Genomic DNA, 23,114 nt, shown 5'->3' on the forward strand with positions numbered 1-23,114 from the left:
CACGGTCAGGGCGGCGATGACGGTGCGGACCTCGCCCGACCGGTGGGCCAGGTCGAGGGCGTGGGAGGCGTGGAACCGGGCCGACTCCCAGTCGGGGGGCGGCTCCTCCGCGCCGTCCCGGGGGAAGGGCCAGGAGCCGTACCCCTGCGCGAGCTTGGCCAGGCCCATGTGCGCGGCGCAGACGGTGCCCGGGTCGGCCGCGGCCTGGGCGGCGGCGGCCGCCCGCCGGAACGTGTGCAGGGCCTCGGTCTCCCGCCCGGAGAGTGCGTACGCATCGCCCAGGCCGTCGAGCGCGATGGCGAGTCTGCGCTGGTCGCCCAGGCGCTCCCAGATCGCGGCCGCATGGCGGAAGGACCGGACGGCAGCCGGGTACTCCCCCCGTTGCACGGCGCTGGTGCCCATGTACTCCAGGACGAAGGTGGCGCTCACGCCCCGGCGCATGTGGAGTTTGAGGTAGGCCTGCAAACACGCCCGAGCGCCTTCGTCGTCGTCCAGCGCCCCGTACTGCCGGCCCATCGCCAGGAACAGGTCCGCTTCCCGGGCCACGTCCCGCCGCCGCTGGGCCACGAGCACCATCGTCCGCAGCAGCCGCAGGGCTTCGACGGTGCGGGCCTGCCGGACGAGGAAGCGCGCCAGGGGCGCGGCCACCGGCTCCACGCGGTGCTCGAGGCCCGCGGCCACGGCCGCTGCCACGGCGTCGGCGAGCATCCGGCGCTCCTGCGCGAACCACTCGTCGCCCGCCCCCGCCACCCGCTCCGCACAGTGGGCGAGAAAGCGGTCGAGGGCGGCCCTGCGCTCCGGCTCCGGCTCCTCGGCCAGACGCGCGCGGGCGTACAGGCGCGTCAGGTCGTGGAAGCGGACCCGCCCGTGCGCGTCGCCGGACTCCAGCAGGTGGGACCGGCGCAGGCGGCGCAGGGCGGGTCCGGTCTCGCTCTCGGGGCGGCCGCTGAGGGCCGCCGCCGAGGCCACGTCGAGGAGGGTGCCGGGATGGAGGCCGAGCAGGCGGAACAGCCGCGCGTCGGCCGGTGGGAGGGCGCGGTAGGAGACGTCGAACGCGGGCTCCAGGCCGAGTTCGGCGAGCCGTGCGGATTCGCTGCGCAGCGCGGCCAGCAGCTGATCCGCCCCCGCTTCCCGGTCCTCCCGCAGCCGGGCCGCCGCGACGCTCAGGGCCAGCGGCAGCCTTCCGCACAGCCGGGCGATCTCGTCCAGGTCGGCGTCCGGGACCGCCCCGGACGGGCCGAGGACGGTACGGGCGTCCCCGGCGGAGAGCGGGTCCAGGCACAGTGCGGCGGTGCCGGGGATCTCAAGGGGCGTGCGGGAGGTCGTCAGGACGCGGTGCGGGCCCTCGGGCGGGAGACACGCGGTGAGTTGCGTGTCGTCAAAGGCGTTGTCCAGCACGACGAGGACGGCACCGCGTCGCTCGCCCTGGCGCACCAGTTCCGTGCGCAGCAGGGCGGTCAGTCCGATGCGGTGGACCGGCAGCCGGTCGCCGGGGACGCCCAGCATGCGCAGCAGCTCGGACAGCAACTCCTCGGTGCCGACCGGCCGTTCGAAGCCGCGGGGGTCCAGGTCGGCGTAGAGCACTCCGCCGGGGAAGCGGCGCTCCGCGACCACGCGGTGCGCCGCTTCCAGGGCCAGTGCCGTCTTGCCGACTCCCGGCGGGCCGCTCACGGCCAGCCCCCGGTGGCCGGACCCCGGCTCCAGGGCCCGGACCGCCGCCGACAGCTCCGCGTCCCGGCCGACGAGCGGGCGGTGGCGGGGCGGCAGACCCTCCAGGGCCTGGACGACGGGGGGCTGTCCGTGGAGGTGCACGGACCCCACCGAGCCGGCCTGGACGACCTGGTGGGCCGTGCCGCTGAACTTGTTGTGTGTTCCCGACATGACCCGTGGCCCCCCTGCCCCGTCCCGTCCCGTCCCTCCTCAGACAGGTATCACGGGCCGCCGCCCCGGTCAGCGGTTTTTCCGGGCCGGCTCCGGGGCCTTCGTCATCCGGCGGCCGTGCCCGGGATGTCAGTCGGCGGCCAGGCGCGTCCGCCAGCTGGGCGTCGCGGGCTTCCAGTCGAGCTCCCGCCGGATCCGGTCGTTGGCCGCGCCGCGCATGGCGGTCAGCTGGTGACTGGTGAGCCAGCCCAGCATGCGCTCGGCCAGTTGGGCCGGCACCACACGGGGCGGGGGCGCCCCGAGCAGGCGGGCGTACTCGGGCAGCCAGACCGCGGCCTCGGCCGGGTCGTCGTCCGCCACGTTGAACACACCGCGCACCTCGTCCGCTTCGACGGCGTGGAGCGCGGCCCGTGCGGCGTCCTCGACGTGGAGGAACGAGGTGACCCCGGCGGCGGGCTCCGGCAGCGGCAGTCTGCCCCGCGCCACGGCGGCGCCGATCGCGCCGCCGCGGTGGTAGAGGGTGCCGGGCCCGTAGAGGGTTCCGTAGCGCAGTACGACGCCGGAGAGGTCGGCGGCGCCCAGCACCCGGCGTTCCAGTTCGGCGATCGCGCGTGTGGTGAGCGCCCAGCCGGGATCCGGTGCGTCGAGGTGGAGCGGTGCGTCCTCGGTGAGTACCGGCCCGCCGTGCGGAGCGGTGGCGAACGCGATGCTCTGCGCGACGATCCGGCGCGCTCCGGCCGCCTCGGCCGCCGCGATCAGATGGGCGGTGCCTTCGGTGCGCAGCCGGGCGGTGTGCTCCAGGCCCTGCGCGGTGGACCCGCGCAGGGCGGACAGCTGATGGACCACCACCTCGGGCCGGGCCGAGGCCACGGCCGCCCGCACCGCCGGGGCGTCCAGCGCGTCGGCCACCACGAGATCGTCCGGGTCCAGGCCGGCCGCTCTGGACGGCTCCCGTACCAGCGCGGTCACATGGTGGCCGTGGGCACGGAGCAGCGGGACCAGGGCACGGCCGATCACCCCGGTGGCCCCGGCGACCAGGACACGCGCCGTCATTCCTGGCCCCCGATCCCCATGAGCAGCCGGCAGGCGGGGTCGCCATCCCGCAGGCACGCGGTCGCGCAGTTGCGGGTGAGGTCCACCCCGAGCCCCTCGGACCAGCCGGCGTGGATGTCGGTGCACGGGCATGCGTAGCCGTCGAGGGAACCGGCCATCCGGACCATGGTCACGGCGAAGTTCTGCCGCATGGTCAGCTCGATCTCGCCGCCGGGCAGCACCGCGGTCCCGCCGTCGCGCAGTTCGCCCGGGAACATCCACTCGGCGCAGGCGTCGTACCGGCAGCGGAGTTCCTCAAGGTTCGCTGCGGGCCGTCCGCCGAACTGGCGGGCGATCCGCTTGCCCACCTGGACGGCCACGTAGTGCAGCGCCTCGGCGTTGATCTCGTTGGCCACCGTGTGCCCGAACCTTTTCGCCACCCCCTGGTACCAGCGCGCGTCGTGCAGCCACCACTGCCGGTACACATCCATGGTCCTCGGGCGGGGGCTCGTTGGGTCGGCCGTGGTCATCGCGCCCTCCCGTCCCGTTCGCCGCCCGCCACCCGTGCCTGGAAGCGTCGGCGCATCTCCCGCTTGAGCACCTTGCCGGTGGCTCCCTTCACCACGTCGCCGGCGTCCATCCGCAGCGCCCCGGTGAGCGGCGGCAGGTCCGCGGCGGCCAGCACCCGGTTGACCTCGGCGGTCCAGTGGGCGTCGGCCGTCTCCGCCGCGTCCGCGCGCAGCTGGAGCAGGGCGTAGGCGTCGGCCGTCCCGTCGCCGTCCCAGTCCGCGCGCACGCCCTCCGGCGCGACCGCCACCACCGTGCAGTCCTCCAGCTCGGGCAGTTCGCGCAGCAGCAACTCCTCGGTGCGGGTGCTGAACACGATGCCCGCGCGGGTGCGGATCGCGTCCGGCACCCGGTCCAGGTGGTAGAAGTTGCCTTCCTCGTCCCGGTAGGACAGGTCGCCGGTGAGCCAGTAGCCGCCGAGCCGCAGCTGGTGGAAGGTCAGCGAGTCGTTCCAGTAGCCGGGGGTGAGCGTGGGCGAGCGCACGCCGAGGCGGCCCACTTCGCCGGGCGGCAGCGGGGTGCCGTCCTCGGAGAGCACCGCGGCCTCGGCGAAGCTCATCGGTTTGCCGACACAGCGGGAGTAGGACGACTGGCCGGGCCGGTGTCCGTTGTGGAAGAGCGAGTAGCCGGTCTCCGAGGAGCCGAGTCCGTCGGTGAAGACGGATCCGGGGACCCGGCGCCGCTTCAGGTCCCGGCCGACCGTCTCATGGCTGCCCAGTGCGATCAGCGCCTTGATGTGCGCCTCGTGGGCGGCGTCCCCGGTGTTGTACCACGCCTCCACGCTGGACAGATCGCGGGCGGAGAGGTCCTGGGCCGCCATCTCCCCGTAGGTTCCGGCGAACGCGAACACGGTGGTGGGGCGGAACGACTCCATGGCGTCCAGGACGTCGCCACCGCGCTGGCTGGACAGCAGCAGCACCGGTGAGCGCAGCAGGAAGCCGAAGAGCATGACCGAGATGGCGGCGTTGTGCGAGCCGGGCAGCGCGACCAGCAGCCTGCCCATCGCGGAGCCGACCGACAGCTTCAGCCGGTGCAACTGCGCGTACAGCAGGGTTTCGTGGGTGTGCGGCACGGCCTTGGGCATCCCGGTGGTGCCCGAGGAGTGCGAGATGATGATCGGGTCGGTGGCGTGGTGGGCGTACGGATAGCCGGCCGGGAGGGGCTCGCGGACCCGCGGGATGTCGGCCGCCGTGACGCAGAAGCGGAGGCCCAATTCGGCCCGGTCGGCGGCGAAGACCTCGTGGTGGGCCTGGTCGGTGAGGACGCCCACCGCGCCCTGGCGGCGCACGTACGCCCGGGCGACGTCGGGGCGGAGATTGCCGTTGACGAAGGAGGGGATCGCGCCCAGGGAGGTGAGGGCGAGGAAGTTGACGGCGAACTCGGTGCTGGAGAAGGTCTGGATCGCCACCGGGTCGCGGGGCCGTACGCCCTGTGCGTGGTACCAGCTCGCATAGATCTCGACGACCTCGTGCAGTTCGCCCAGGGTCAGCACCTCGGGGTGGCCGCCGTCCGGGGCCTGCCAGGTGCCGTCGGTCCACAGCGCCTGCTCGTCGAGCGGTCTGCCGTACGCCTTCAGCCGGTGGATCACGTTCCCGGCGCCCAAGGCGGCGTCCTGGCTGATCTGCGCGCGCTCCTGCTTGGTGATCATGGATTCGTTCCTTGGACTCGGGCGGCCAGCTCGACCAGGCCGCGAAGGGCGCCGTACTCGGCCGAGGGGCCGGACGGGATGTCGGTGAGGAGTCGGCGGAGCGGGTCACCCCGGTCGAGCACGATCGCCACGGCCAGGTCCCCGGCGGGCGGGCCGGTGCGCAGCTCGCGGTGGGCCGCGGCGGTGCGCTCGGTGCCGGTCAGCTCGACCCCGATGAGCACCACGCGGTCCAGCTCCGCGTCCTCCAGCAGCAGTTCCGCGGTGGCCAGCAGCTCACCGGCCGGGTCGGCGACGGTGGACAGGCTGAGCAGCGGTCCGGTGACGGCGAAGGTGACGCTGAGCTGTCCGAGGACCGCGTTCGCGGTGCTCTGCATGAACAGCAGCGGATTGTGCGCCTGCCCGGCGACCAGCCGGCGGCTGCCGAGGTCGAGGGTGGTGGCGTCGCCCATGGTGCTGGCCAGGACCATCGCGGTCCTGGAGCCGTCGCCGGGCCGGGCGGTCAGACAGCGCTCGACGGCCTGGTGGACCATCGGGCTGAAGACGGACTCCACGAAACCGGCGACCGGCGGCGCGGAGGCGTCGCAGATCGCGGCGATCATACGCGCTCCAGGAGCAGTGCGGTGTTGGCGCCGCCGAACGCGGCGTTGAGGGTGAGCGCCCGCCGGATGTCGGCCTTGTGCGGCCGGTTCGGCACATAGTCGAGGTCGCAGTCCGGATCCGGTTCGGTGAACCCGGCGGTGGGCGGCAGTACGCCGTCCCGCAGCGCGAGCAGGGTGATCACGAGCTCCACCACTCCGGAGGCCTCCAGCAGATGTCCGGTCGTGCTCTTGGTCGAGCTCACCGGCACCCGGTCCGCGTCCGCGCCGAGGAGCGTGCGCAGCCCCCGGGTCTCGGCGGGGTCGTTGTACTTGGTCGCGGTGCCGTGCGCGTTCACGTAGTCGATCCGCGGGCCGCCCGCCCGCCGCAGGGCCCGCGCGGCGGCGGTGACCAGCCCGGCGCCCTCCGGGTGCGGCCGGGCGATGTGGTGGGCGTCGGAGGCGGCGCCCCAGCCGGTCAGCGCGGCGAGCGCACGCGCCCCCCTGCGCCGGGCGCCCTCGGCCGACTCCAGGACGACGGCGGCGGCCCCGTCCCCGAGGAGCAGTCCGCTGCGGTCGGCGCAGAACGGCCGCATCATCCCGTCGCGGGACAGGGCGAATCCCGAGCCGAACTTGGCCAGGTTCTCCTCCTCCACCAGGTACGCCCCCGCGCAGATCGCGATGTCGGCCCGGCCGGAGGCGATGAGCAGACAGGCGTGCGCGACCGCGGTGGCCGAGGCCACGCACGCGCTGGTGAACGCCAGCCGGGGGCCGCGGACGCCGAGCGTGTCCGCGAGGGTTTCGGCCTGCCACGCGGGCACGGTCTCCGCGGCGCCGACCGGGGGGCCGGGGAGGCCGGGTGGTTCCGTGCCGCGCCAGAAGCGGGTCAGACCGGTGAAGTCACCCGCGGTGCCCACCAGGACGGCGGCCTCCGCGCCGTCTCGCAGCCCGGCCATGCCGACCGCCGCCCCGGCGACATCGGCCAGCACCTCCCGCAGCGGGGCGGCCCCGCCGCCGGTGGCGGCCACGTGGGTCCGGTACGGGCCGGTGTCGAAGCGGGTGATCCGCGCGAACGCGGGACGCCCGTCGAACACGCCCTCCCGCAGCGGGTCCGCCCCGGTACCGAAGGCCGTGCGCACCCCGAACCCGGTCAGCAGCACCTCACGGCTCATCGACGTCCGCCAAGTACGCGGTGATCCGGCGGATCGAGGTGAATTCGGCGAGGAACGCCTCGCTCGGCTCGACCTCCACGCCGTAGCGCAGCTCCAGCTGGTGCAGGAACCACACCAGCCCCAGCGAGTCCAGGGCGAGGTCGGCGTCGTCGTCCAGGTCGGCCGGCAGATCGGAGAAGATCTTGGGGTCGGACAGCAGCTCCCGCACCGCGTCGGCGGTGATCCGCGGCCGGGTCTCGGATTCCGCGGTCATGCCGTGCCGCCCCGCTCGACGACCTCGTTGACCAGGTCGCCCAGGTTCATCGCACCGGCCTGCTCGATATCGCTGTCCGGGAACTTCACACCGAATCGGCGCTCCAGCCGCAGGACCAGTTCGATCAGGCCCAGCGAGTCGATGTCGATTCCGCCGGTGCCCATGGGACTGTCGTCGGTGATCTCATCGGTGTCGAGCGGATGGTTCATGTCCTCGCTGATCGTGCTGAGCACGAATTGGCGGATCTCCTTCTGCAAGGCCGTCTGCATGGTGCGAAACCCTTCTGAGTCGACAAGAAAAAAGAGGCGTCAGCGTTGGGGAGAGCGGGCGAGCAGGGCCTCTCGGCGCCTGATGAGCTTTCCGTTGGAGGTGCGGGGCAGATCGGTCAGGACGTGGACCACGCGGGGCACCTTGTAGTCGGCCAGCCGGTCCCGGCACCAGCGCAGCAGGTCCCCGGCCGCGGGGCCGTCCGGTCCGGTGGCCACATAGGCTTCGGTGGTGCCGGCGTGCACGACCACGGCCCCTCGGACGCCGGGGTGTTCCCGCAGCACGGCTTCCACCTCGGTCAGATCGACCTTGAGGCCGCCGATGACCACGAGGGAGTCGCCACGGCCCAGCAGCCGCACGGCGCCGGAGGCGTCCAGCTCGGCCCGGTCCCGGGTGCGCAGCCAGCCGTCGGCGTACCGGTCGCCGCCGGAGGCGTGCAGATACGGTGAGCCGTCCGGCAGCCACACCTCCAGCTCACCCTCGCGGACGCGGAGCCGCACACCGGGCGCCGCCGGGCCGACGGTGGGCCGCGAGGCGCCGCTCACCTCCATCGCGATGACGCCCGTCTCGGTGGTTCCGTACGATTCGCCGACCCCGACGCCGAACCGGCCGGCGAACCGGGCGGCCGTCTCCGGCGGCATGATCTCCCCTCCGGAGACCGCCGCGCGCAAGGCGGGCAGGGCGGGCAGATCGCGGGCGGTGCTCAGCAGTTCGTAGTGGAACGGCGTGCCGAAGATCGCGTGGACGTCGTGGTGCCCGGCGGCGGCGAGAATGTCCTTGGCCGACACCCGTCGGGCGAACACCGCCGATACGCCCGCGGCCAGGGAGTGCAGCACCCCGGCGATCAGGCCGAAACTGTGCGCGGTCGAGCTGAGCAGCAGCACCCGCTCACCCGCGGTCGGCATCCCCTCGATCCGGGTGAACCGGTCGATCTCGGCCGCCAGGGAGGCCGGGGTCCGCCCGATCACCTTGGGCAGCCCGGTCGAGCCCGAGCTGAACTGCACCAGCCGGTGCTCGGTCGCCGCGGCGCGGCCGCCCGCGCACCGCGAGGTGACCACCTCGTACCGGGGCTCGAAGCTGAGCGGCGAGCGGCCCGCCGTACCCGCGCTGACCAGGAACTGCGGATGGCACAGCGCGCGCAGGGCGTCCACTTCGGACGGTTTGAGCCGGTGGTCGACCAGCATCACCTGGGTACCCAGCCGCCACAGCGCGAACAGCACCTCGATCTGGGTGAGGCTCGGCGGTATCCGCAGCATCACCGTATGCCCCTCGCCGATGCCGTGCCCGGCGAAGACGCCCGCCTCCATGGCCGCGGCGTCCCGGACCTCGGCCCGGCTCACCGGGCGCTCGCCGTGCACGAGGTAGGGCAGCTCGCCGGGATGGGCGTCGAACAGCGTATCGACGAGCTCGCTCATGCCCGCGGCCATCAGTTTTCCTTGCAGAACTCGCCGATGGGAAAGCCCACATGGCGCTGGTCGGTGGCCAGGTAGCCGAGCAGTTCGTCGCCGGGCCGCAGCTCGGTGACGTTGTGCACCTTCCCGCCCGGCCCGAGCACCCGCACATGCCAGTCGTCCTGGACGGTCAGGCTCACCACGACGTCCTCGGCCGACCGCGCGGTGATGGTCAGCAGCGGCCGGGACTCCAGCTTGGCCCGGCCGACGGTGACCGGCCGGGTCCTGCCCTCGGCGTTGACGGCCAGCGTCGTGCTGCCCGAGCGCAGCTCGCTCAGGTAGTTGGTGCGGTTCTCCGGACCGAGCACATAGGAGTGCAGGGCGCCGGCGTTGACCCGGAACGGGCGGGTCGGCATGTACGGCAGCGGATGGGTCTCACTGCAGCACAGGATGAAGCCGGTCGAGTAGGAGCCGACCAGGATGCCCTCGTCCTCGGCGAAATGCGTGCAGGTGTCCACGCACACCCGGTCGCCGAGCCCGTGGTGGTCGATGCCGTCGACGTACAGCGTGGTCAGCCGCAGAGGCTCGGAACCGGCCTCCAGCAGCCGGGCCAGCGCGAACACCTCGTCGGCGTCGGAGGGGGCCAACAGGACGCCGTCCGAGCCGCGTTCCAGCACGTCCAGCACGGTGGCGGCTTCTTCCAGGTCGGCGCAGACGGTGACCAGCTTGCCCGCGGAGCGGTCCGCGGCGGCGAGCACGATCTCCAGGGGGATCTTGGTCGGGTCGGCGAAGCGGACCACGGTGAAGGGCAGTGCGACGGCGGCGGCGCACGCCAGCCGCAGCGACGGTTCGTCGTGTACGTCGACCCAGCCGGCGGTGTCGGCGCCGAGGTCGTGCAGTTGGCCCTCCTCGGTCACCGTCGTGGTGGTGACGGCGGTGACGGTCGGGGGCAGCGACTTCAGGACGGATTCGTCGTCGCAGAGCACACCCCGCATCCGGGTGTGGATGGCGGCGTCCACGACGGACTCCAGCCGTGCCTGCGGAACGCTTCGGAGGTCGATCCATGCGAACTTCATGCGGCTCCTGTCGCAATCGTCGGGGGGTGGGGGGCCGTTCCGGCGTCGACGGCGTGGACGACGGCGGCGAGCCTGCTCACCAGCGAGGCGGGGGAGGGTGCGGAGAAGATCCGGCGGCCGACCGCGAGGCCCCGGCAGCCGGCCAGCATCAACGAGGTCCCGTGACCGATCAGGTCCGAGCCGTCGGGCGGGCCCCCCGCGGCGAGGACCGGCAGGGGGCTGGAGTCCACCACCTCGGCCATCCGTTCCAGGGGCAGCGCGACCGAGGTCTTCACCAGGTCGGCACCGAGGTCCGCGGCGATGTTGACCGCGTGGGCGAGCAGCGCCGGGTCGTGCGGATCGGCGATCCGCGGCCCTCTCGGATAGATCATCGCGAGCAGCGGCATGTTCCAGACGTCGCACGAGGCCGCGACGGTCCCGAGGTCGGCGAGTTGCCGGTGTTCGGTGTCCGAGCCGAGATTCACATGCACGCTCACCGCGTCCGCGCCCAGCCGCACGGCCTCTTCGACCTCGCCGACGAGCACCTTGGCGTCGGCGTCGGCCGCGTGCGCGGTTCCGGCGCTCAGGTGCACCACCAGGGCGCAGTGGCGCAGGATGGCCGGTGCGATGGTGCGCGCCCGGCCCTTGTGCACGATGACCGCGTCCGCGCCGCCGTCCACCACCGCCCGCAGCAGCCCGTTCCAGCGGGCCTGGGGCACCACCGGTCCATCGGACACACTGTGGTCGAGCGGGACGAAGAGATGTCTTCCGTCCCCCACGGCGGAGAGTCTCCGCATCCGGAATGATTTACCAATATCGGTCATGTTCCAGACACACCTCTCCCAACGGGTGGACGGCGCTTCGGGATTACCGGGCCAGAATGACACGCCCTTGCGAAAGCGAGTGGATATTGAATCTCCATAACTTCGCGGTTATGCGGCTCTGAGAAAGTTCTGAGATTTCTCTGACAGGCTGTCCGGCGGCTATTCCGCAAGCGCCGGAACCGCTTTTCCGAGGAGACTGGTATGTCCGCCTTGACCGACCCGGTACACCTCGCGATCGCCTGTCACGGCGGCCGCGGCCACACCGCCAGGCTGGGAGAGGCGGTACGAGCCGGAGCGAGCCGGGTTCCGCACACCGAGGTCACCACCATCCGGGTCGACCGGATCAGCGACCAGGAGTGGCAGCGGCTCGACGACGCCCACGCGATCGTCTTCGGCGCACCCACCTACATGGGCACCGCCTCGTCGGCCTTCCACACCTTCGCCGAGGCGAGCGCCAGGCGCTGGCTCAGCCGCCGCTGGCAGGACAAGCTGGCCGCGGGCTTCACCAACTCCGGCTCGATGGCCGGGGACAAGGCCGGCACCCTGGGCTACTTCGCCACCCTCGCCGCACAGCACGGCATGCTCTGGGTCAGCCTGGGCCTGGCCCCCGGCTGGAACTCCTCCTCCGGCAGCGAGTTCGACCCCAACCGGCTCGGCTTCTACCAGGGCGCGGCGGCGCAGTCCCCCGTGGACGACAGGTCGGGCGCGGTGCACACATCCGACCTCGCCACCGCGGAACACCTCGGACAGCGGGTCGCGGAGCTCACCCGGACCGTCGTCGCGGGCCGGCGAGCGCTGGAGTCGTGAGCCACCGGCCCATGGCGCCGGCCGCCCCCACCGCGGGCGGGCCCGGCGGCGCGGCCGCCCCGGCGCGGCCGTGGTGGACGGTGGCGGTGGCGGTTCTGGCGCAGACGCTGGTCCTGCTGGACAACACGGTCCTCAACGTGACGATGGAGACCCTCGCCGACCCAGTTCGCGGGCTCGGGGCCGGCTCCGCGGACCTGGCCTGGGCCAACGCCTCGTACTCGCTGGTCTTCGCCGCGGGCAGCTTCACCGGAGGCGCTCTGGCCGACCGCTACGGGCCGCGCCGCGTCCTGGTCGCCGGGCTGGTGGTGCTGGCCGCCGCCGCCACGCCGGCCGCGTTCTCGCCCGGGGCCACGGAACTGACCGTCACCCGCGGCTTCATGGGCGCGGGCGGGGCGCTGATCACCCCGGCGACACTGGCGATCGTCACCCGCGGTACCGCGCCCGCCCACCGGACCCGGGCGATCGCCATCTGGGCCTCGGCGGGCGGCGCGGCCGTCGCGCTCGGACCGGTGGTGGGCGGGGCGCTGCTGACCCGGTTCTGGTGGGGATCGGTGTTCCTCGTCAACCTTCCGGTGGTGGCGGTGTGTCTGGCCGGCGCGGCTCTCCTGGTGCCCGAGGTGCGCTATGCCGAGCGCAGGGTGCTCGACGCGTCGGCCCTGGTGCTCTCCGTCCTGGGGCTGGGGCTCGTGGTGTACGGCGTCATCCGGGGCGGCCGCCCGGCCGGCTGGACGAGCCCGGCCGCCCTGCTGCCCCTCGCCGTCGGCCTCGCCCTGCTGGCGGCGCTCGTGGTGACGCAGAGCCGCCGGGAGACACCGGGGTTCGATGTGCGCCTCTTCGCCGAGCCGCGCTTCGCGGGCGGCAGCGTGACCCTGCTGCTGCTCTTCTTCGGCCTGGCCGGACAGCTCTTCTACTGCGCCTTCTACCTGCAAGGGGTGCACGGGCTGTCGGCGCTGGCCGCCGGGGGCGTGATGGCGTCCGCCGCGGGCGGCATCGTCCTCGGCAACCAGGTCTCCCCCGCCCTCTGCCGGCTGCTGACCGTCCGCTGGTGCGCGGTCGCCGGGATACTCCTGGCCGGCCTGACCTTCGGCGGTTACGTGTTCTTCACCGCGGACACCCCGGTGGCCTGGATCGCGGGGGTCCTCTTCGCGCAGGGCGCCGGTATCGGGCTGGTGGTCGCGCCGATGACGGCCGAGATGATGGCCGCCCTGCCGCGGCGGTACACCGGCGCCGGCGCGGCCGTCAGCGCCGCGACCCGGCCGGTGGGCAGCACCCTCGGGGTCGCGGTGCTCGGCTCCGTGCTCGCCACCGCCTACCGCGGGAACATCCGGCCCGCGCTCGACGGACTGGCCCCGGGGACACGGGACCGGGCCATGGACTCCGCGGAGGCCACCCGGGCGGTGGCCAGATCGCTGAACCGGCCCGATCTCCTCGCCGCCGCGAACCGCGCGTATCTGCACGCCATGTACGTCACCGCCACCTGGACGGCGCTGCTGTCCCTGGCCGGCGCCGTACTCGTCATCGGATATTTCCGGCCGCGACCATCACAGACGGAGGCAGCAAGTGGAGATGGATCTGCGCCACCTGCGGATCGTGCTCACCGTAGCTGAGGCGGGCAGCATCAGCCACGCGGCCACCAGACTGAACATCGCGCAATCCGGACTGTCCACGCAGCTCAGACGCATTGAGCAGGAATTCGGCGGTCCGCTGTTCCGCCGCCGCCCACAGGGCGTGGTGCCGACCGAACTCGGCGTCCATGTGCTGGGGCGGGCCCGGGAGCTGCTCGACGAGTTCGGCGATCTGCTCACCACGGCGCGGACGCTGGCCCGGCCGGCCGAACCGCCGCAGGCCGTCGCGCTGGGCGGAGTGGACAATCCGTGGGTGCCGCGGATCGCCGCGCTCATCCGGGAGCGGCTGCCGCACCACGAACAGCTCACCTATCTGGAGCCGTCCTCCCAGGCCGTGCTGGAGCTGCTGCGCACCGAGAAGATCGCGCTCGCGGTCGTCAGCGAGTTCCCGGACGTGGTGGCGCCCCCGGTCCGCGACTTCACCGTCCGCGACCTGGACACCGAACCGGTGCTGATCGGGCTGGCCCCCGGTCACCGGCTGGCCCACCGGCAACGGCTCACCCTCCAAGAACTGGCCGAGGACGTCTGGGTCGCGCCCGGTGACCGCTCGGACGGTCTCGGCCTGAGTCTGCGGATCGCCTGCGAACGCGCCGGGTTCACCCCTCGGTTCCGGTACTTCGGCGCCGACCAGACCACCACGGCGGCCATCGTGAGCGCCGGGAACGCGGTCGGGGTCTTCCTCTCACCGGGCGACCACTGCCAGGGGATCGTGTGGAAGCGACTGGCGAACGGCCGGCTGTGGCGGCGGACGCGGCTGGTGTGGGACGCCGCGTCGCCGCTGGCCGGGCTCGCCGAGGACATCGACAGCGGCGCGCTGGACTGGCGCGGACGGCGCGCCTCGTGAGCCCGGCCACGCGGTCGGTCACCGGCCCGGCCGTGGAACCACCGGCCACCGGCCGGCTCGTGAAACCACCCGTCACCGGCCAGGCGGTGACCGGTCAGGGGCCGGGGGCATCCGTACCCCGGGCGCCCGCGGGGAGGCACGCCGCGCTCGGCCGCGGTCGCGGGATCGTCTCCGCCACCCGCGCCGTCGGCAGTTCGACGGTGAACAGCGCGCCGTCCCCCGGGCGTCCCTCGGCGGTGATCCGCCCCCGATGGCTCTCGACCACCTCACGGGCGAGCGCCAGGCCGAGCCCGAACCGTCTGCCCCGGCCACCGGCGGTGCCCCTGGCGAACCGCTCGAAGATGCGCTCGGCCTCCTCCGGCGGGAACCCGACGCCGGTGTCGCGTACGGACAGCGACACGGTGCCGGGGAGCGGGGCGTCCACGGACACCACGACCTCCCCGCCGGGCGGGGTGTGCCCCATCGCGTTGTCGACCAGCGCGGCGATCACCCGGCGCAGGGCCGGCGCGGTGCCCATCACCACATGCCGCTCCGGCCCGCACCGCAGACGCACGGTCAGCCCCATCGACTGGGCTCGCGCGTCCTCGGCGGTCACCGCCTCCTCCGCGAGGATGTCGAGGTCGACGGGCTCGCAGGAGCCCGGCGACCGGGAGAGCCGCGCGGACAGCAGCAGGTCGTCGATGATGTCGCCGAGCTGGCGCGTTCCGGTCACCAGCCGCTGGAGGTCACCGGCCAGCTGCTGGGGGCTCGCCGAACCGGAACGGCGGGCCAGGAGCTGCGCGCGGGTGTGCAACTGGGTCAGCGGAGTGCGCAGTTCGTGGCTGGCGTCCGCGACGAACCGCCGCTGCCGGTCCAGGGCCTCGGACAGCGGTGTCATGGCGCGCCGCGCGAGCAGGCCGCTGGCGACCGCGACGAGCACCAGGCCGACCGCCTCCGCCGCCGCGAAGGCCAGCAGCAGGTGGTTGCGGTCGGCGCGCTGGAAGCGTTCCCCGTACGCCGCCTGGACGAGCTCCGAGCCGCGCCACGCGGTGCGCACCGTGTACTCCTCACCCCCTCGCTCCACCCGTTCCAGCCTCGGTGAACCGCCCTCGCGGACCGCGTCCAGGCTGGAGGTCACGGGCAGTCCAGCCGGGATACCGGGGGTGCTGCGGACCAACCCGTCCCGCTCCACGGTCATCCACACGCAGACCGGCGGGCTGTCGACGGTGTTGTGCTCGACGCTCCACTGGGTCTCGCGCTCCGCGTCGGCGCGTTGGGCGACCAGGACGACGCAGTAGACGATGGCCCCGACCAGCAACATGATCACCGACATCACCAGCGAGATGCGCAGGGTGATCGTCCACTGGGCGGAGGCGAGCCTGCGCTGTTCGGGGCTGCGGGCCGTACGGCGCGGGAAGAGGGCCGGAAGCGACATCACAGCGTTCCCATCTGGTAGCCGCTCCCGCGTACGGTGCGGACGACATCGCGGCCCAGCTTCCGCCGCAGGTAGTAGACGTAGGTGTCGACGATGGAGTCCGCCGAGGTGTCGGGAAACACGCGTTCGCGCAGGTGTGAGCGGCCGTACACGGTCCTGGGGCCGTCCGCCAGCGTGTGGAGCAACGCGCATTCCCGCAAGGACAGCTCGACGCACCTGCCGTCGGCGAGACGGACCTCGCGGCGCTGGAGGTCGAGCTGTCCGTCGCCGAGCGGAAGGACTTCGGCGTCCGAGAGGCCGCGCCGGTGCAGCGCCCGCACCCTGGCCAGCAGTTCGTCCACCTCGAACGGCTTGACCAGGTAGTCGTCCGCGCCGGAGTCGAGACCGCTGACCCGATCGCCCAGTTCCCCCAGTGCGGTCAGCATCAGGACCCGGGTGGTGAGGCCGACCCGGCGCAACCGCTTCACCAGGTCGAGGCCGTCGATGCCGGGGAGCATGCGGTCGATGACCATCACCTGATGTCGTCGGCTGAGACCCAGATGAAGCCCCCGATGGCCGTCGAACGCCACATCGACGCGGTAACCCTCCGAACTGAACAGTTCGGTCAGCATGTCTGCGGTTTCCCGGTCGTCCTCGACCAGTAACAGCCGTGTCTGATCCGCAGTCGACTGGTCTGTATCGGCTGGATAGATCATCCACTCATCTTGGCAGTCCGGACGCACGGGCGGCGCGCCATGTCCCGGCCACACCAGGATCCGTGCTACACGGCGGGCGCCACCGGCGACAGCTGGGCGTCGCGCCGTACCAGTGCGGCGTAGCGTCCGTCCTTCACCAGCAGCTCCTCGTGGGTGCCGCGCTCGGCGACTCGGCCGCCGTCGAGGACCACGATCTGGTCGGCGTCGCGCACGGTGGACAGCCGGTGGGCGATGGTGATCGTGGTGCGGCCGGCCGAGAGCGCGTCGATGGCCTGCTGCACGGCCTGTTCGGTGCGGGTGTCCAGGGCGCTGGTGGCCTCGTCGAGGATGAGGACGGGCGGGTCGCGCAGAATCGTGCGGGCGATGGCCAGACGCTGCTTCTCGCCGCCGGAGAAGCGGTAGCCGCGCTCTCCGACGAGCGTGTCGTAGCCGTCCGGGAGGGAGGCGATGTGGTCGTGGATCTGGGCGGCCTCGGCCGCCGCCACGATCTCCTCGTCGGTGGCGTCGGGCTTGGCGAAGCGCAGGTTCTCGGCGACCGAGGCGTGGAAGAGATAGGTCTCCTGGGAGACGACGCCGACGGCCCGGGAGAGGGTGTCGAAGTCGAGGTCGCGGACGTCCACCCCGTCGATCAGCACCCGGCCGCCGGTCACGTCGTAGAGCCGTGGCACCAGATAGCTGAGGGTCGTCTTGCCGGAGCCGGTCGGTCCGACGACGGCCAGGCTGCCGCCCGCGGGAACGGTCAGCTCGATGCCGCGCAGGGTGCCCTTCGACGTACCGGGGTTCTCGCTGTCGTAGTCGAAGTCGACGCCGTCGAAGCGGACTTCGCCGCGCACCCGCTCCAGCCGCACCGGTTCGGCGGGCTCGGCGATGTCGATCGGCAGGTCGAGGTATTCGAAGATGCGGGCGAAGAGGGCGAGGGAGGTCTGCATCTGCACACCGGTGGACAGCAGGCTCACGGTGGGGCGGAGCAGCCCCTGCTGGAGCGAGACGAAGGCGACGAGCGTGCCGATGGAGACGGCCGGACCGCCGGCCTGGAGGGCGATTCCCGCGGCCCAGTAGATCAGCGCGGGCATCGCCGCCATGACGACGCCGATGGTGGACATCCGCCAGCGGCCGGCCATGTTGGAGCGCACTTCCAGGCCCACGAGGCGCTCGGACTCCTGGGCGAACTGCTGGGTGAGCGACGCCGACCGGCCCATCGTGCGGCCGAGCAGGATGCCGCTCACCGAGAGGGACTCGGTGACCATCGCGGACATGGCCGCCATCTGCTTCTGGCGCTGTGAGGTGATCTTCTTGCGCTCGGTGCCGACGCGCCGGCTGATCCAGACGAACAGCGGCAGCAGGAGCAGCGAGACGACGGTCAGCCGCCAGTCGAGCGCGAGCATCGCGACGACGGTGGCGACCACGCTGGTGAGGTTGGAGACCAGCGAGGTCGCGGTGGAGGTGACGGTGGCCTGCATACCGCCGATGTCATTGGCAATCCGGGACTGCACCTCGCCGGTGCGGGTGCGGGTGAAGAAGGCGAGCGGCATGCGCTGCAACCGGTCGTAGACGGCGGTGCGCAGATCGTGCATGACCCGCTGGCCGACGGTGGTGGAGATCAGGGTCTGCACGACGCCGAAGACGCTGTTGACGACGGCCGCGGCGATCATGCCGAGGGCGAGCAGGGTGAGCAGACCGGTGCGGCCGTCGGGGATGGCGGTGTCGAGGATCTCCCGGAGCAGGAACGGTGAGGCGACCGAGACCAGCGCGGAGGCGGCGACCAGCAGGCCGACCAGGGCGAGGCGGCCGCGGTAGGGACGGAAGAGGCGGAGGATGCGCCGCACTTGGGCGGGCTGCTCGGACTCCCGGGCGGACGGGGTCCATGACGGGGTGTCGGGGTGCATGGGCTCCTTCTGGAGGCAGGGAGGGCGCCATGGGTGACGGCATGGTGGAGCCGTGGACGCGGCGGCGCGGACTTTCGGAGCATAGCTCATTGTTACCTATGCTCACAATGAACCAGGTCCTGATAAGCTGCGATCATGTCCACCCCCGAGACCTCCGGCCTCCTCGCGGAGCGGCTGCTGCACCTGACCCGCAGACTGCACCGCGCCCAGAAGCGCCATATGGAGCCGCTGGGCATCACCCCCGCCCAGTCCCGCCTGCTGCGCACCGTCGCCCACGGCGACCAGCCGCCGCGGATGGCGGACCTGGCGCGGCGCCTCGAGGTGGTCCCGCGCGCCGTGACGACGCTGGTGGACGCCCTGGAGACGCATGGCTCGGTGCGCCGCGTACCGGATCCGTCCAACCGCCGGGTGGTGCGCGTCGAGCTCACCGACACCGGGCGTGCCACGCTGCGCGCACTGCGCGAGGCACGCCGCTCCGCCGCGGAGGACATCCTGGCACCGCTCAGCGAGCGGCAGCGCGAGGCGCTGGGTGAGCTGCTGGACGCCCTGTCCGGAGCCCCGGACCACCGCTGCTGAGGTGCCGTGCCGCGCTCAGGCGGCCAGATGCGCCTTGTCCCCCATGACCACCACCGGGTGCAGCTTGGGGTCGAGGTTCTTCAGCAGATACTCCATACCGGACTTGGAGAGGCTGACGCAGGCCGAGGTGCCGCTGCCGTGATCCATGTGCAGCCAGATGCTGCCGCCCTTGCTCTGCCCCTCGGGCCGGGTCGGATCGAGCGGTGAGGTGCCCTTGACGCGGTTGTAGTCGATGGCGATGACGTAGTCGAAGTCGGTCCAGTGGGACTTGGGCCAGTAGTGGGGCGCCGCGAAGGAGCCGGAGGAGGTGTACGGCAGCCGGGCGCCGGGGTCGGGCAGCACACCGCCCGCGTCGCTGAGCGTGTAGACGCCGACCGGGCTGCGCTTGTCGCCCTCATGATGGTTCGTCGTCCAGCCGCGCTTGCCGTTGTGCGCCGTCCAACTGCGGGTCCGCTTCCATGCCGTGCCCTCCTTGGTGTAGAGGACCACGGTCGCGTCCGCCGAGTTCACCCCTTTGCCGTAGACCGCCACGACCTGACGGGACTGGTCCGGGATGCGGGACTGGAGCCGGTCTCCCACCTCCGGGATACGCGTGGGATCCGGTGTGGACGCCCCGCCGCGCAGCGCTTGTTTGCCCTGGTCTCCGCCCTTGTCTCCGCCGCTGTCCCCGCCGCCGTCGCCGCAGGCCGAGAGGAGGACGAGGGCAGCGGCGGCCGCGGCCGCCGCGCGCATGGGCATCGTGCCGGAGATTCGCATGTCCCCATGATCCCACCTGCAACGGACAGCGCCGCGTGCGGATTGGCGTGTTCCGGCCGCTCCCCGGAAAACCAGTTGAATTCCACGCCGTGGGAACGTCAACCTTTCACGTCTCCTCCCGGCCCTCCACCGCCCCCGACCTTGGGACGTCATGCACATTCGCGATCTTCCGTATCCCGACCCCGGCCGCCCCGACGTACGGTCAGGTCCGCGGTTACTCCTCTGGCTGGGCAGGAACCAGCTGGGCGGGCAGTGCAAGGCGGCCCTCTGGGGTCTGGTGCACATGGCGGCACTGGTGTCCTTCCCCCTCGCCATCGGCTTTGGTGTGCAGGCGGTCGTGGACCGCTCCGGCGCCCGGCTGGCGATGGCCGGAGCGCTGATGGGGGGACTCACCGTGCTCACCGCGCTGGGGGACGTCATGCTGCACCGCGCGGCGGTCACCAACTGGATCACGGCGGCGGCGCGGCTCCAGCAGCTGCTGGCCCGCAAGGCGGTGGAGCTGGGTTCCGCCCTCACCCGGAAGGTGGCGGCGGGCGAGGTCGTCGCCGTCTCCACGGGCGATGTCGAGAAGATCGGCTGGTTTGTGGAGGCCCTGTCCCGGTTCACGGCGGCCGCGATCACCACCGTCGCGCTCTGCGTGGCCCTGGTGCTCTACCAGCCGGCGCTGGGAGTGGTGGTGGCGGTCGGTGTGCCCGCGCTGGCGCTGGCCGTGCTGCCGCTGCTGCCACGTGCGACGCGCCGGGCCGATGAGCAGCGGGAGAAGGCGGGCCGGGCGACCGAGCTGGCCTCGGACACCGTGGCCGGGCTGCGGGTGCTGCGGGGCATCGGCGGGGAGGAACTGTTCCTGCGCCGCTACCGGAAGGCTTCGCAGGAGGTGCGGAGCGCGGCGGTGCGCAGCGCGCGGATGTGGGCGCTGATCGCGGCCGTGCAGGTCGCGCTGCCGGGGCTGCTGCTGATCGGCGTCGTCTGGTACGGGGCGGCGCTGGCCCGCGACGGCCGGATCGAGGTGGGCGAGCTGGTCACCGTGTACAGCGCGGTGACCTTTCTGCTCTTCCCGCTGCGGCACTTCGAGGAGATCGCCATGGCGTACTCCTTCTCCCGGCCCTCCGCGCGGCGCGCGGCCCGGGTGCTGGCGCTGCGGCGCTCCGCCCCGGAGGGCGGGGCCGCAGCCGCGGGGCACGGGAACGAGCGCCGGGCGGAGCGGGCGGACGCCGCGCCGCTCGGCGGGAATCTGTACGACCCGGCGAGCGGGCTGCTGGCGCCCAGCGGACTGCTGACCGCGGTGGTGTGCGGTGACCCGGACGCGGCGGGGCGGCTGGCGGACCGGCTCGGAGGGCATTCCGCGCAGGAGAGCACGAACGGCACGGACGACCCGGACCGTGCCGGGGCACCGTCGGCGCTGCTGGGCGGGGTCGCCCTGGACGAGGTGGCGCTGTCCACGGCGCGCGCCGCGGTGCTGGTACAGGACAAGGACCCGGTGCTGTTGTCGGGAACGCTCGCCGAGCTCCTGGATGTGCCCAGGTCCGGTGAGGTCTCGGCACAAAAGGCGCTCGAGGCGGCCCAGTGCGGCGATGTGCTGGACGCGCTGGCCCAGGCGTCGGCGGCGGAGTCGGGCGACGCCGACCCCATGCGCACCCGGATCACCGAGCGCGGCCGCTCGCTGTCGGGTGGCCAGCGGCAGCGGCTGGCACTGGCCCGCTCGCTGGTGACCGATCCGGAGGTGCTGGTGCTCGACGAACCGACCTCCGCGGTGGACTCGCACACCGAGGCCCGGATCGCCGAGGGGGTGCGGCGGCTGCGGGCGGGCCGGACGACCGTCGTCCTCACCTCCAGCCCGCTGCTGCTGGACCGGGCCGACCGGGTGGTGTTCGTGCACAAGGGCGTGGCGGCGGCGGTGGGCACCCACCGTGAGCTGCTGGCCACCGATCCCGCGTATCGCGCGGTGGTCACCCGCGAGCCGGACGGCGAGGCCGCCGCGCGGAGGGCCGGGCGGGGCACCGCGCCGACCGGCCACGGTCTCGAGGGCATCGGACGGATCGAGGAACACATCGAGGAGTCGGCATGATCGGCGTGGCACCGCCCGCCTATGACCCGGCGGCACCGGAGTCGGCGACGACGCTGCCGGTCGGCACCCCCAGCACCGTGCGGGCCTATGTGCGTGAGCTGCTGCGGCGGCACCGGGGCGCGTTCACCGTGCTGATGGTCGTCAACGCGACCGCCGTGCTCGCCTCCATGGTCGGCCCGCAGCTGCTGGGCGGCCTGGTCGAGGACCTCTCCACGGGCGAGCGGAACCTCCACATCGGGCGCACTGTGGCGCTGTTCGCCGTGGCGCTGACGGTGCAGACCGTGTTCGTCCGGATGGTCCGGCTGCGCGGGGCGGTGCTGGGCGAGCGGATGCTGGCGGATCTGCGGGAGGACTTTCTCGTACGGTCGGTGAGGCTGCCTCCGGGGGTGCTGGAGCGGGCCGGGACCGGGGATCTGCTGTCCCGGATCACCACCGATATCGACCGGCTGGCCGATGCGATGCGCGAGGCCGTGCCGCAGCTCGCCATCGGCGTGGTGTGGACCGGGCTGCTGCTCGGCGCGCTGACCCTGACCGCTCCTCCCCTGGGTCTGGCGGTGCTGGTGGCGCTTCCGGTGCTGGTGATCGGCTGCCGCTGGTACTACCGGCGCGCGCCGAGCGCCTACCGCTCGGAGGCGGCCGGCTACGCGGCGGTGTCCGCGTCCCTCACCGAGAGCGTGGACGCCGGGCGGACCATCGAGGCCCACCGGCTGGGCGACCGCCGGATCGCCCAGTCCGAGCTGCGCATCCGGCAGTGGACGGCGTGGGAGCGCTATACGCTCTGGCTGCGCTCGGTGCTCTTCCCGGTGATCAATGTCAGCTACACCCTGATCACCGGCTCGGTGCTGGTGATCGGCGGCATGTGTGTGATGCGGGGCTGGATGTCGATCGGCGATCTGACCACCGGGGCGCTGCTGGCCCAGATGCTGGTCGATCCGATCGGGCTGATCCTGCGCTGGTACGACGAGCTTCAGGTGGCACAGGTGTCGCTGGCCCGGATGGTGGGGGTGCGGGAGATCGAGGAGGGCCCCGCCGACGAGGGGGTGGTCCCCGGTGGCCGGGAGGTGCGGGCGGACGAGGTGCGGTTCGGCTACCTCGAGGGCAGCGATGTGCTGCACGAGGTGTCCCTCAAGGTGCCCCCGGGGACGCGGCTGGCGCTGGTGGGCCCGTCCGGGGCGGGGAAGTCCACCCTGGGGCGGCTGCTGGCCGGAATCTACTCCCCGCGCACCGGCAGGGTGACCCTGGGCGGGGCGGAGCTGGCGCGGATGCCGGCCGAGCGGGTCCGCGAGCATGTGGCCCTGGTCAACCAGGAGCACCATGTCTTCGTGGGCTCGCTGCGGGACAATCTGCTGCTGGCCCGCGCCTCCGCCGAGGACGCCGAGCTGTGGGCGGCGCTGGGCGCGGTGGACGCCGACGGCTGGGCCCGCGCGCTGGACGAGGGACTGGACACCGAGGTGGGGTCGGGCGGTTTCGCGCTCACCCCCGCGCAGGCACAGCAGATCGCGCTGGCGCGGCTGGTGCTCGCCGATCCGCATACGCTGGTGCTGGACGAGGCCACCTCGCTGCTGGACCCGCGGGCGGCACGCCATCTGGAGCGGTCGCTGGGCCGGGTGCTGGAGGGCCGGACCGTGGTCGCGATCGCCCACCGGCTGCACACCGCGCATGACGCGGATGTGATCGCCGTGGTCGAGAGCGGCCGGATCACCGAGCTGGGCAGCCATGAGGAACTCCTCGCGGCGGACGGTGCCTATGCCGCGCTGTGGCGCTCCTGGCATCAGTGAGCG

At 72.8% G+C, this 23,114-nt stretch carries 20 protein-coding genes and 1 pseudogene; 6 read left to right on the forward strand and 15 right to left on the reverse strand.

Features of this window, described 5'->3' with window-relative positions; translation table 11 throughout:
* Nucleotides 1–216: 216 nt before the first annotated feature.
* The 11 genes and pseudogenes from N6H00_RS02655 to N6H00_RS02705 all read right to left on the reverse strand — a co-directional run.
* Nucleotides 217–1,881 (reverse strand): annotated as a pseudogene (locus tag N6H00_RS02655) (tetratricopeptide repeat protein); the annotation flags it as partial.
* A 129-nt stretch (nt 1,882–2,010) separates the two neighbouring features.
* Nucleotides 2,011–2,934, reverse strand: a complete 924-nt coding sequence (locus N6H00_RS02660) for an NAD-dependent epimerase/dehydratase family protein (RefSeq protein WP_268969885.1) — start codon at nt 2,932–2,934, stop codon at nt 2,011–2,013.
* The gene (locus N6H00_RS02665; RefSeq protein ID WP_268969886.1) at nt 2,931–3,443 is read right to left on the reverse strand and encodes a hypothetical protein; all 513 of its coding nucleotides are present in this window, start codon (nt 3,441–3,443) and stop codon (nt 2,931–2,933) included. The genes N6H00_RS02660 and N6H00_RS02665 overlap by 4 nt, the downstream gene beginning before the upstream one ends.
* Nucleotides 3,440–5,128 (reverse strand): class I adenylate-forming enzyme family protein, encoded by a 1,689-nt coding sequence (locus N6H00_RS02670; protein WP_268969887.1) that lies wholly within the window; start codon nt 5,126–5,128, stop codon nt 3,440–3,442. Before N6H00_RS02670 ends, N6H00_RS02665 begins: the two co-directional genes overlap by 4 nt.
* Nucleotides 5,125–5,727, reverse strand: coding sequence for a beta-ketoacyl synthase chain length factor (locus N6H00_RS02675; RefSeq protein WP_268969888.1), 603 nt, complete (start codon nt 5,725–5,727; stop codon nt 5,125–5,127). The genes N6H00_RS02670 and N6H00_RS02675 overlap by 4 nt, the downstream gene beginning before the upstream one ends.
* The gene (locus tag N6H00_RS02680) at nt 5,724–6,875 is read right to left on the reverse strand and encodes a beta-ketoacyl-[acyl-carrier-protein] synthase family protein (protein ID WP_268969889.1); all 1,152 of its coding nucleotides are present in this window, start codon (nt 6,873–6,875) and stop codon (nt 5,724–5,726) included. The genes N6H00_RS02675 and N6H00_RS02680 overlap by 4 nt, the downstream gene beginning before the upstream one ends.
* On the reverse strand, nt 6,865–7,128 hold the full coding sequence (locus tag N6H00_RS02685) for a phosphopantetheine-binding protein (RefSeq protein ID WP_268969890.1): 264 nt from the start codon (nt 7,126–7,128) through the stop codon (nt 6,865–6,867). Before N6H00_RS02685 ends, N6H00_RS02680 begins: the two co-directional genes overlap by 11 nt.
* Nucleotides 7,125–7,397 (reverse strand): acyl carrier protein, encoded by a 273-nt coding sequence (locus tag N6H00_RS02690; protein ID WP_268969891.1) that lies wholly within the window; start codon nt 7,395–7,397, stop codon nt 7,125–7,127. The genes N6H00_RS02685 and N6H00_RS02690 overlap by 4 nt, the downstream gene beginning before the upstream one ends.
* A gap of 39 nt (nt 7,398–7,436) precedes the next feature.
* Nucleotides 7,437–8,822, reverse strand: coding sequence for a class I adenylate-forming enzyme family protein (locus tag N6H00_RS02695; RefSeq protein ID WP_268969892.1), 1,386 nt, complete (start codon nt 8,820–8,822; stop codon nt 7,437–7,439).
* Nucleotides 8,822–9,862, reverse strand: a complete 1,041-nt coding sequence (locus tag N6H00_RS02700) for a 3-dehydroquinate synthase II (protein ID WP_268969893.1) — start codon at nt 9,860–9,862, stop codon at nt 8,822–8,824. Before N6H00_RS02700 ends, N6H00_RS02695 begins: the two co-directional genes overlap by 1 nt.
* Nucleotides 9,859–10,665, reverse strand: a complete 807-nt coding sequence (locus N6H00_RS02705) for a 2-amino-3,7-dideoxy-D-threo-hept-6-ulosonate synthase (RefSeq protein WP_268969894.1) — start codon at nt 10,663–10,665, stop codon at nt 9,859–9,861. The genes N6H00_RS02700 and N6H00_RS02705 overlap by 4 nt, the downstream gene beginning before the upstream one ends.
* Nucleotides 10,666–10,866: 201 nt before the next feature.
* Between N6H00_RS02705 and N6H00_RS02710 the strand changes: the two genes are divergently transcribed.
* The 3 genes from N6H00_RS02710 to N6H00_RS02720 are packed head-to-tail and all read left to right on the forward strand — an operon-like array spanning nt 10,867 to nt 13,941.
* The gene (locus N6H00_RS02710) at nt 10,867–11,472 is read left to right on the forward strand and encodes a flavodoxin family protein (RefSeq protein ID WP_268969895.1); all 606 of its coding nucleotides are present in this window, start codon (nt 10,867–10,869) and stop codon (nt 11,470–11,472) included.
* Nucleotides 11,469–13,079 carry an MFS transporter gene (locus tag N6H00_RS02715; RefSeq protein ID WP_268969896.1) on the forward strand — a complete coding sequence of 537 codons (1,611 nt, stop codon included), beginning with the start codon at nt 11,469–11,471 and terminating at the stop codon, nt 13,077–13,079. Before N6H00_RS02710 ends, N6H00_RS02715 begins: the two co-directional genes overlap by 4 nt.
* Entirely contained in the window at nt 13,039–13,941 is a 903-nt protein-coding gene (locus N6H00_RS02720; protein WP_268969897.1) for a LysR family transcriptional regulator, read from the forward strand. Before N6H00_RS02715 ends, N6H00_RS02720 begins: the two co-directional genes overlap by 41 nt.
* A 94-nt stretch (nt 13,942–14,035) precedes the next feature.
* On the opposite strand, the gene N6H00_RS02725 is transcribed toward N6H00_RS02720, so the two are convergent.
* From N6H00_RS02725 to N6H00_RS02735, 3 genes are all read right to left on the reverse strand, one after another.
* Nucleotides 14,036–15,355, reverse strand: coding sequence for a sensor histidine kinase (locus tag N6H00_RS02725; protein WP_268969898.1), 1,320 nt, complete (start codon nt 15,353–15,355; stop codon nt 14,036–14,038).
* Nucleotides 15,355–16,050 carry a response regulator transcription factor gene (locus N6H00_RS02730; RefSeq protein ID WP_268969899.1) on the reverse strand — a complete coding sequence of 232 codons (696 nt, stop codon included), beginning with the start codon at nt 16,048–16,050 and terminating at the stop codon, nt 15,355–15,357. Before N6H00_RS02730 ends, N6H00_RS02725 begins: the two co-directional genes overlap by 1 nt.
* A gap of 65 nt (nt 16,051–16,115) precedes the next feature.
* Nucleotides 16,116–17,936 (reverse strand): ABC transporter ATP-binding protein, encoded by a 1,821-nt coding sequence (locus tag N6H00_RS02735; RefSeq protein WP_268969900.1) that lies wholly within the window; start codon nt 17,934–17,936, stop codon nt 16,116–16,118.
* Between the two features lie 135 nt (nt 17,937–18,071).
* Between N6H00_RS02735 and N6H00_RS02740 the strand changes: the two genes are divergently transcribed.
* Nucleotides 18,072–18,512, forward strand: coding sequence for a MarR family winged helix-turn-helix transcriptional regulator (locus N6H00_RS02740; RefSeq protein ID WP_268969901.1), 441 nt, complete (start codon nt 18,072–18,074; stop codon nt 18,510–18,512).
* 15 nt (nt 18,513–18,527) lie between these two features.
* On the opposite strand, the gene N6H00_RS02745 is transcribed toward N6H00_RS02740, so the two are convergent.
* Nucleotides 18,528–19,268 carry a L,D-transpeptidase family protein gene (locus tag N6H00_RS02745; RefSeq protein ID WP_268969902.1) on the reverse strand — a complete coding sequence of 247 codons (741 nt, stop codon included), beginning with the start codon at nt 19,266–19,268 and terminating at the stop codon, nt 18,528–18,530.
* A gap of 151 nt (nt 19,269–19,419) precedes the next feature.
* Here N6H00_RS02745 and N6H00_RS02750 point away from each other — a divergent pair, with 151 nt between their 5' ends.
* Nucleotides 19,420–21,333, forward strand: coding sequence for an ABC transporter transmembrane domain-containing protein (locus N6H00_RS02750; protein ID WP_268969903.1), 1,914 nt, complete (start codon nt 19,420–19,422; stop codon nt 21,331–21,333).
* The gene (locus N6H00_RS02755; protein WP_268969904.1) at nt 21,330–23,111 is read left to right on the forward strand and encodes an ABC transporter ATP-binding protein; all 1,782 of its coding nucleotides are present in this window, start codon (nt 21,330–21,332) and stop codon (nt 23,109–23,111) included. Before N6H00_RS02750 ends, N6H00_RS02755 begins: the two co-directional genes overlap by 4 nt.
* Nucleotides 23,112–23,114: the final 3 nt, after the last annotated feature.

Source organism: Streptomyces sp. S465 (assembly GCF_026898115.1).
In the GTDB taxonomy this organism is placed as follows: Bacteria; Actinomycetota; Actinomycetes; order Streptomycetales; family Streptomycetaceae; genus Streptomyces; species Streptomyces luomodiensis.

Excerpts from the sequence above, each read along its gene's own strand:
- N6H00_RS02700 (WP_268969893.1), bottom strand. The coding sequence starts at position 9,862 with ATGAAGTTCGCATGGATCGACCTCCGAAGCGTTCCGCAGGCACGGCTG.
- N6H00_RS02690 (WP_268969891.1), bottom strand. The coding sequence starts at position 7,397 with ATGCAGACGGCCTTGCAGAAGGAGATCCGCCAATTCGTGCTCAGCACG.
- N6H00_RS02695 (WP_268969892.1), bottom strand. The coding sequence starts at position 8,822 with ATGGCCGCGGGCATGAGCGAGCTCGTCGATACGCTGTTCGACGCCCAT.
- N6H00_RS02685 (WP_268969890.1), bottom strand. The coding sequence starts at position 7,128 with ATGACCGCGGAATCCGAGACCCGGCCGCGGATCACCGCCGACGCGGTG.
- N6H00_RS02705 (WP_268969894.1), bottom strand. The coding sequence starts at position 10,665 with ATGACCGATATTGGTAAATCATTCCGGATGCGGAGACTCTCCGCCGTG.
- N6H00_RS02740 (WP_268969901.1), top strand. The coding sequence starts at position 18,072 with ATGTCCACCCCCGAGACCTCCGGCCTCCTCGCGGAGCGGCTGCTGCAC.
- N6H00_RS02710 (WP_268969895.1), top strand. The coding sequence starts at position 10,867 with ATGTCCGCCTTGACCGACCCGGTACACCTCGCGATCGCCTGTCACGGC.
- N6H00_RS02675 (WP_268969888.1), bottom strand. The coding sequence starts at position 5,727 with ATGATCGCCGCGATCTGCGACGCCTCCGCGCCGCCGGTCGCCGGTTTC.
- N6H00_RS02730 (WP_268969899.1), bottom strand. The coding sequence starts at position 16,050 with ATGATCTATCCAGCCGATACAGACCAGTCGACTGCGGATCAGACACGG.
- N6H00_RS02670 (WP_268969887.1), bottom strand. The coding sequence starts at position 5,128 with ATGATCACCAAGCAGGAGCGCGCGCAGATCAGCCAGGACGCCGCCTTG.
- N6H00_RS02725 (WP_268969898.1), bottom strand. The coding sequence starts at position 15,355 with ATGTCGCTTCCGGCCCTCTTCCCGCGCCGTACGGCCCGCAGCCCCGAA.
- N6H00_RS02720 (WP_268969897.1), top strand. The coding sequence starts at position 13,039 with ATGGATCTGCGCCACCTGCGGATCGTGCTCACCGTAGCTGAGGCGGGC.
- N6H00_RS02750 (WP_268969903.1), top strand. The coding sequence starts at position 19,420 with ATGCACATTCGCGATCTTCCGTATCCCGACCCCGGCCGCCCCGACGTA.
- N6H00_RS02735 (WP_268969900.1), bottom strand. The coding sequence starts at position 17,936 with ATGCACCCCGACACCCCGTCATGGACCCCGTCCGCCCGGGAGTCCGAG.
- N6H00_RS02680 (WP_268969889.1), bottom strand. The coding sequence starts at position 6,875 with ATGAGCCGTGAGGTGCTGCTGACCGGGTTCGGGGTGCGCACGGCCTTC.
- N6H00_RS02665 (WP_268969886.1), bottom strand. The coding sequence starts at position 3,443 with ATGACCACGGCCGACCCAACGAGCCCCCGCCCGAGGACCATGGATGTG.
- N6H00_RS02660 (WP_268969885.1), bottom strand. The coding sequence starts at position 2,934 with ATGACGGCGCGTGTCCTGGTCGCCGGGGCCACCGGGGTGATCGGCCGT.
- N6H00_RS02745 (WP_268969902.1), bottom strand. The coding sequence starts at position 19,268 with ATGCGAATCTCCGGCACGATGCCCATGCGCGCGGCGGCCGCGGCCGCC.
- N6H00_RS02755 (WP_268969904.1), top strand. The coding sequence starts at position 21,330 with ATGATCGGCGTGGCACCGCCCGCCTATGACCCGGCGGCACCGGAGTCG.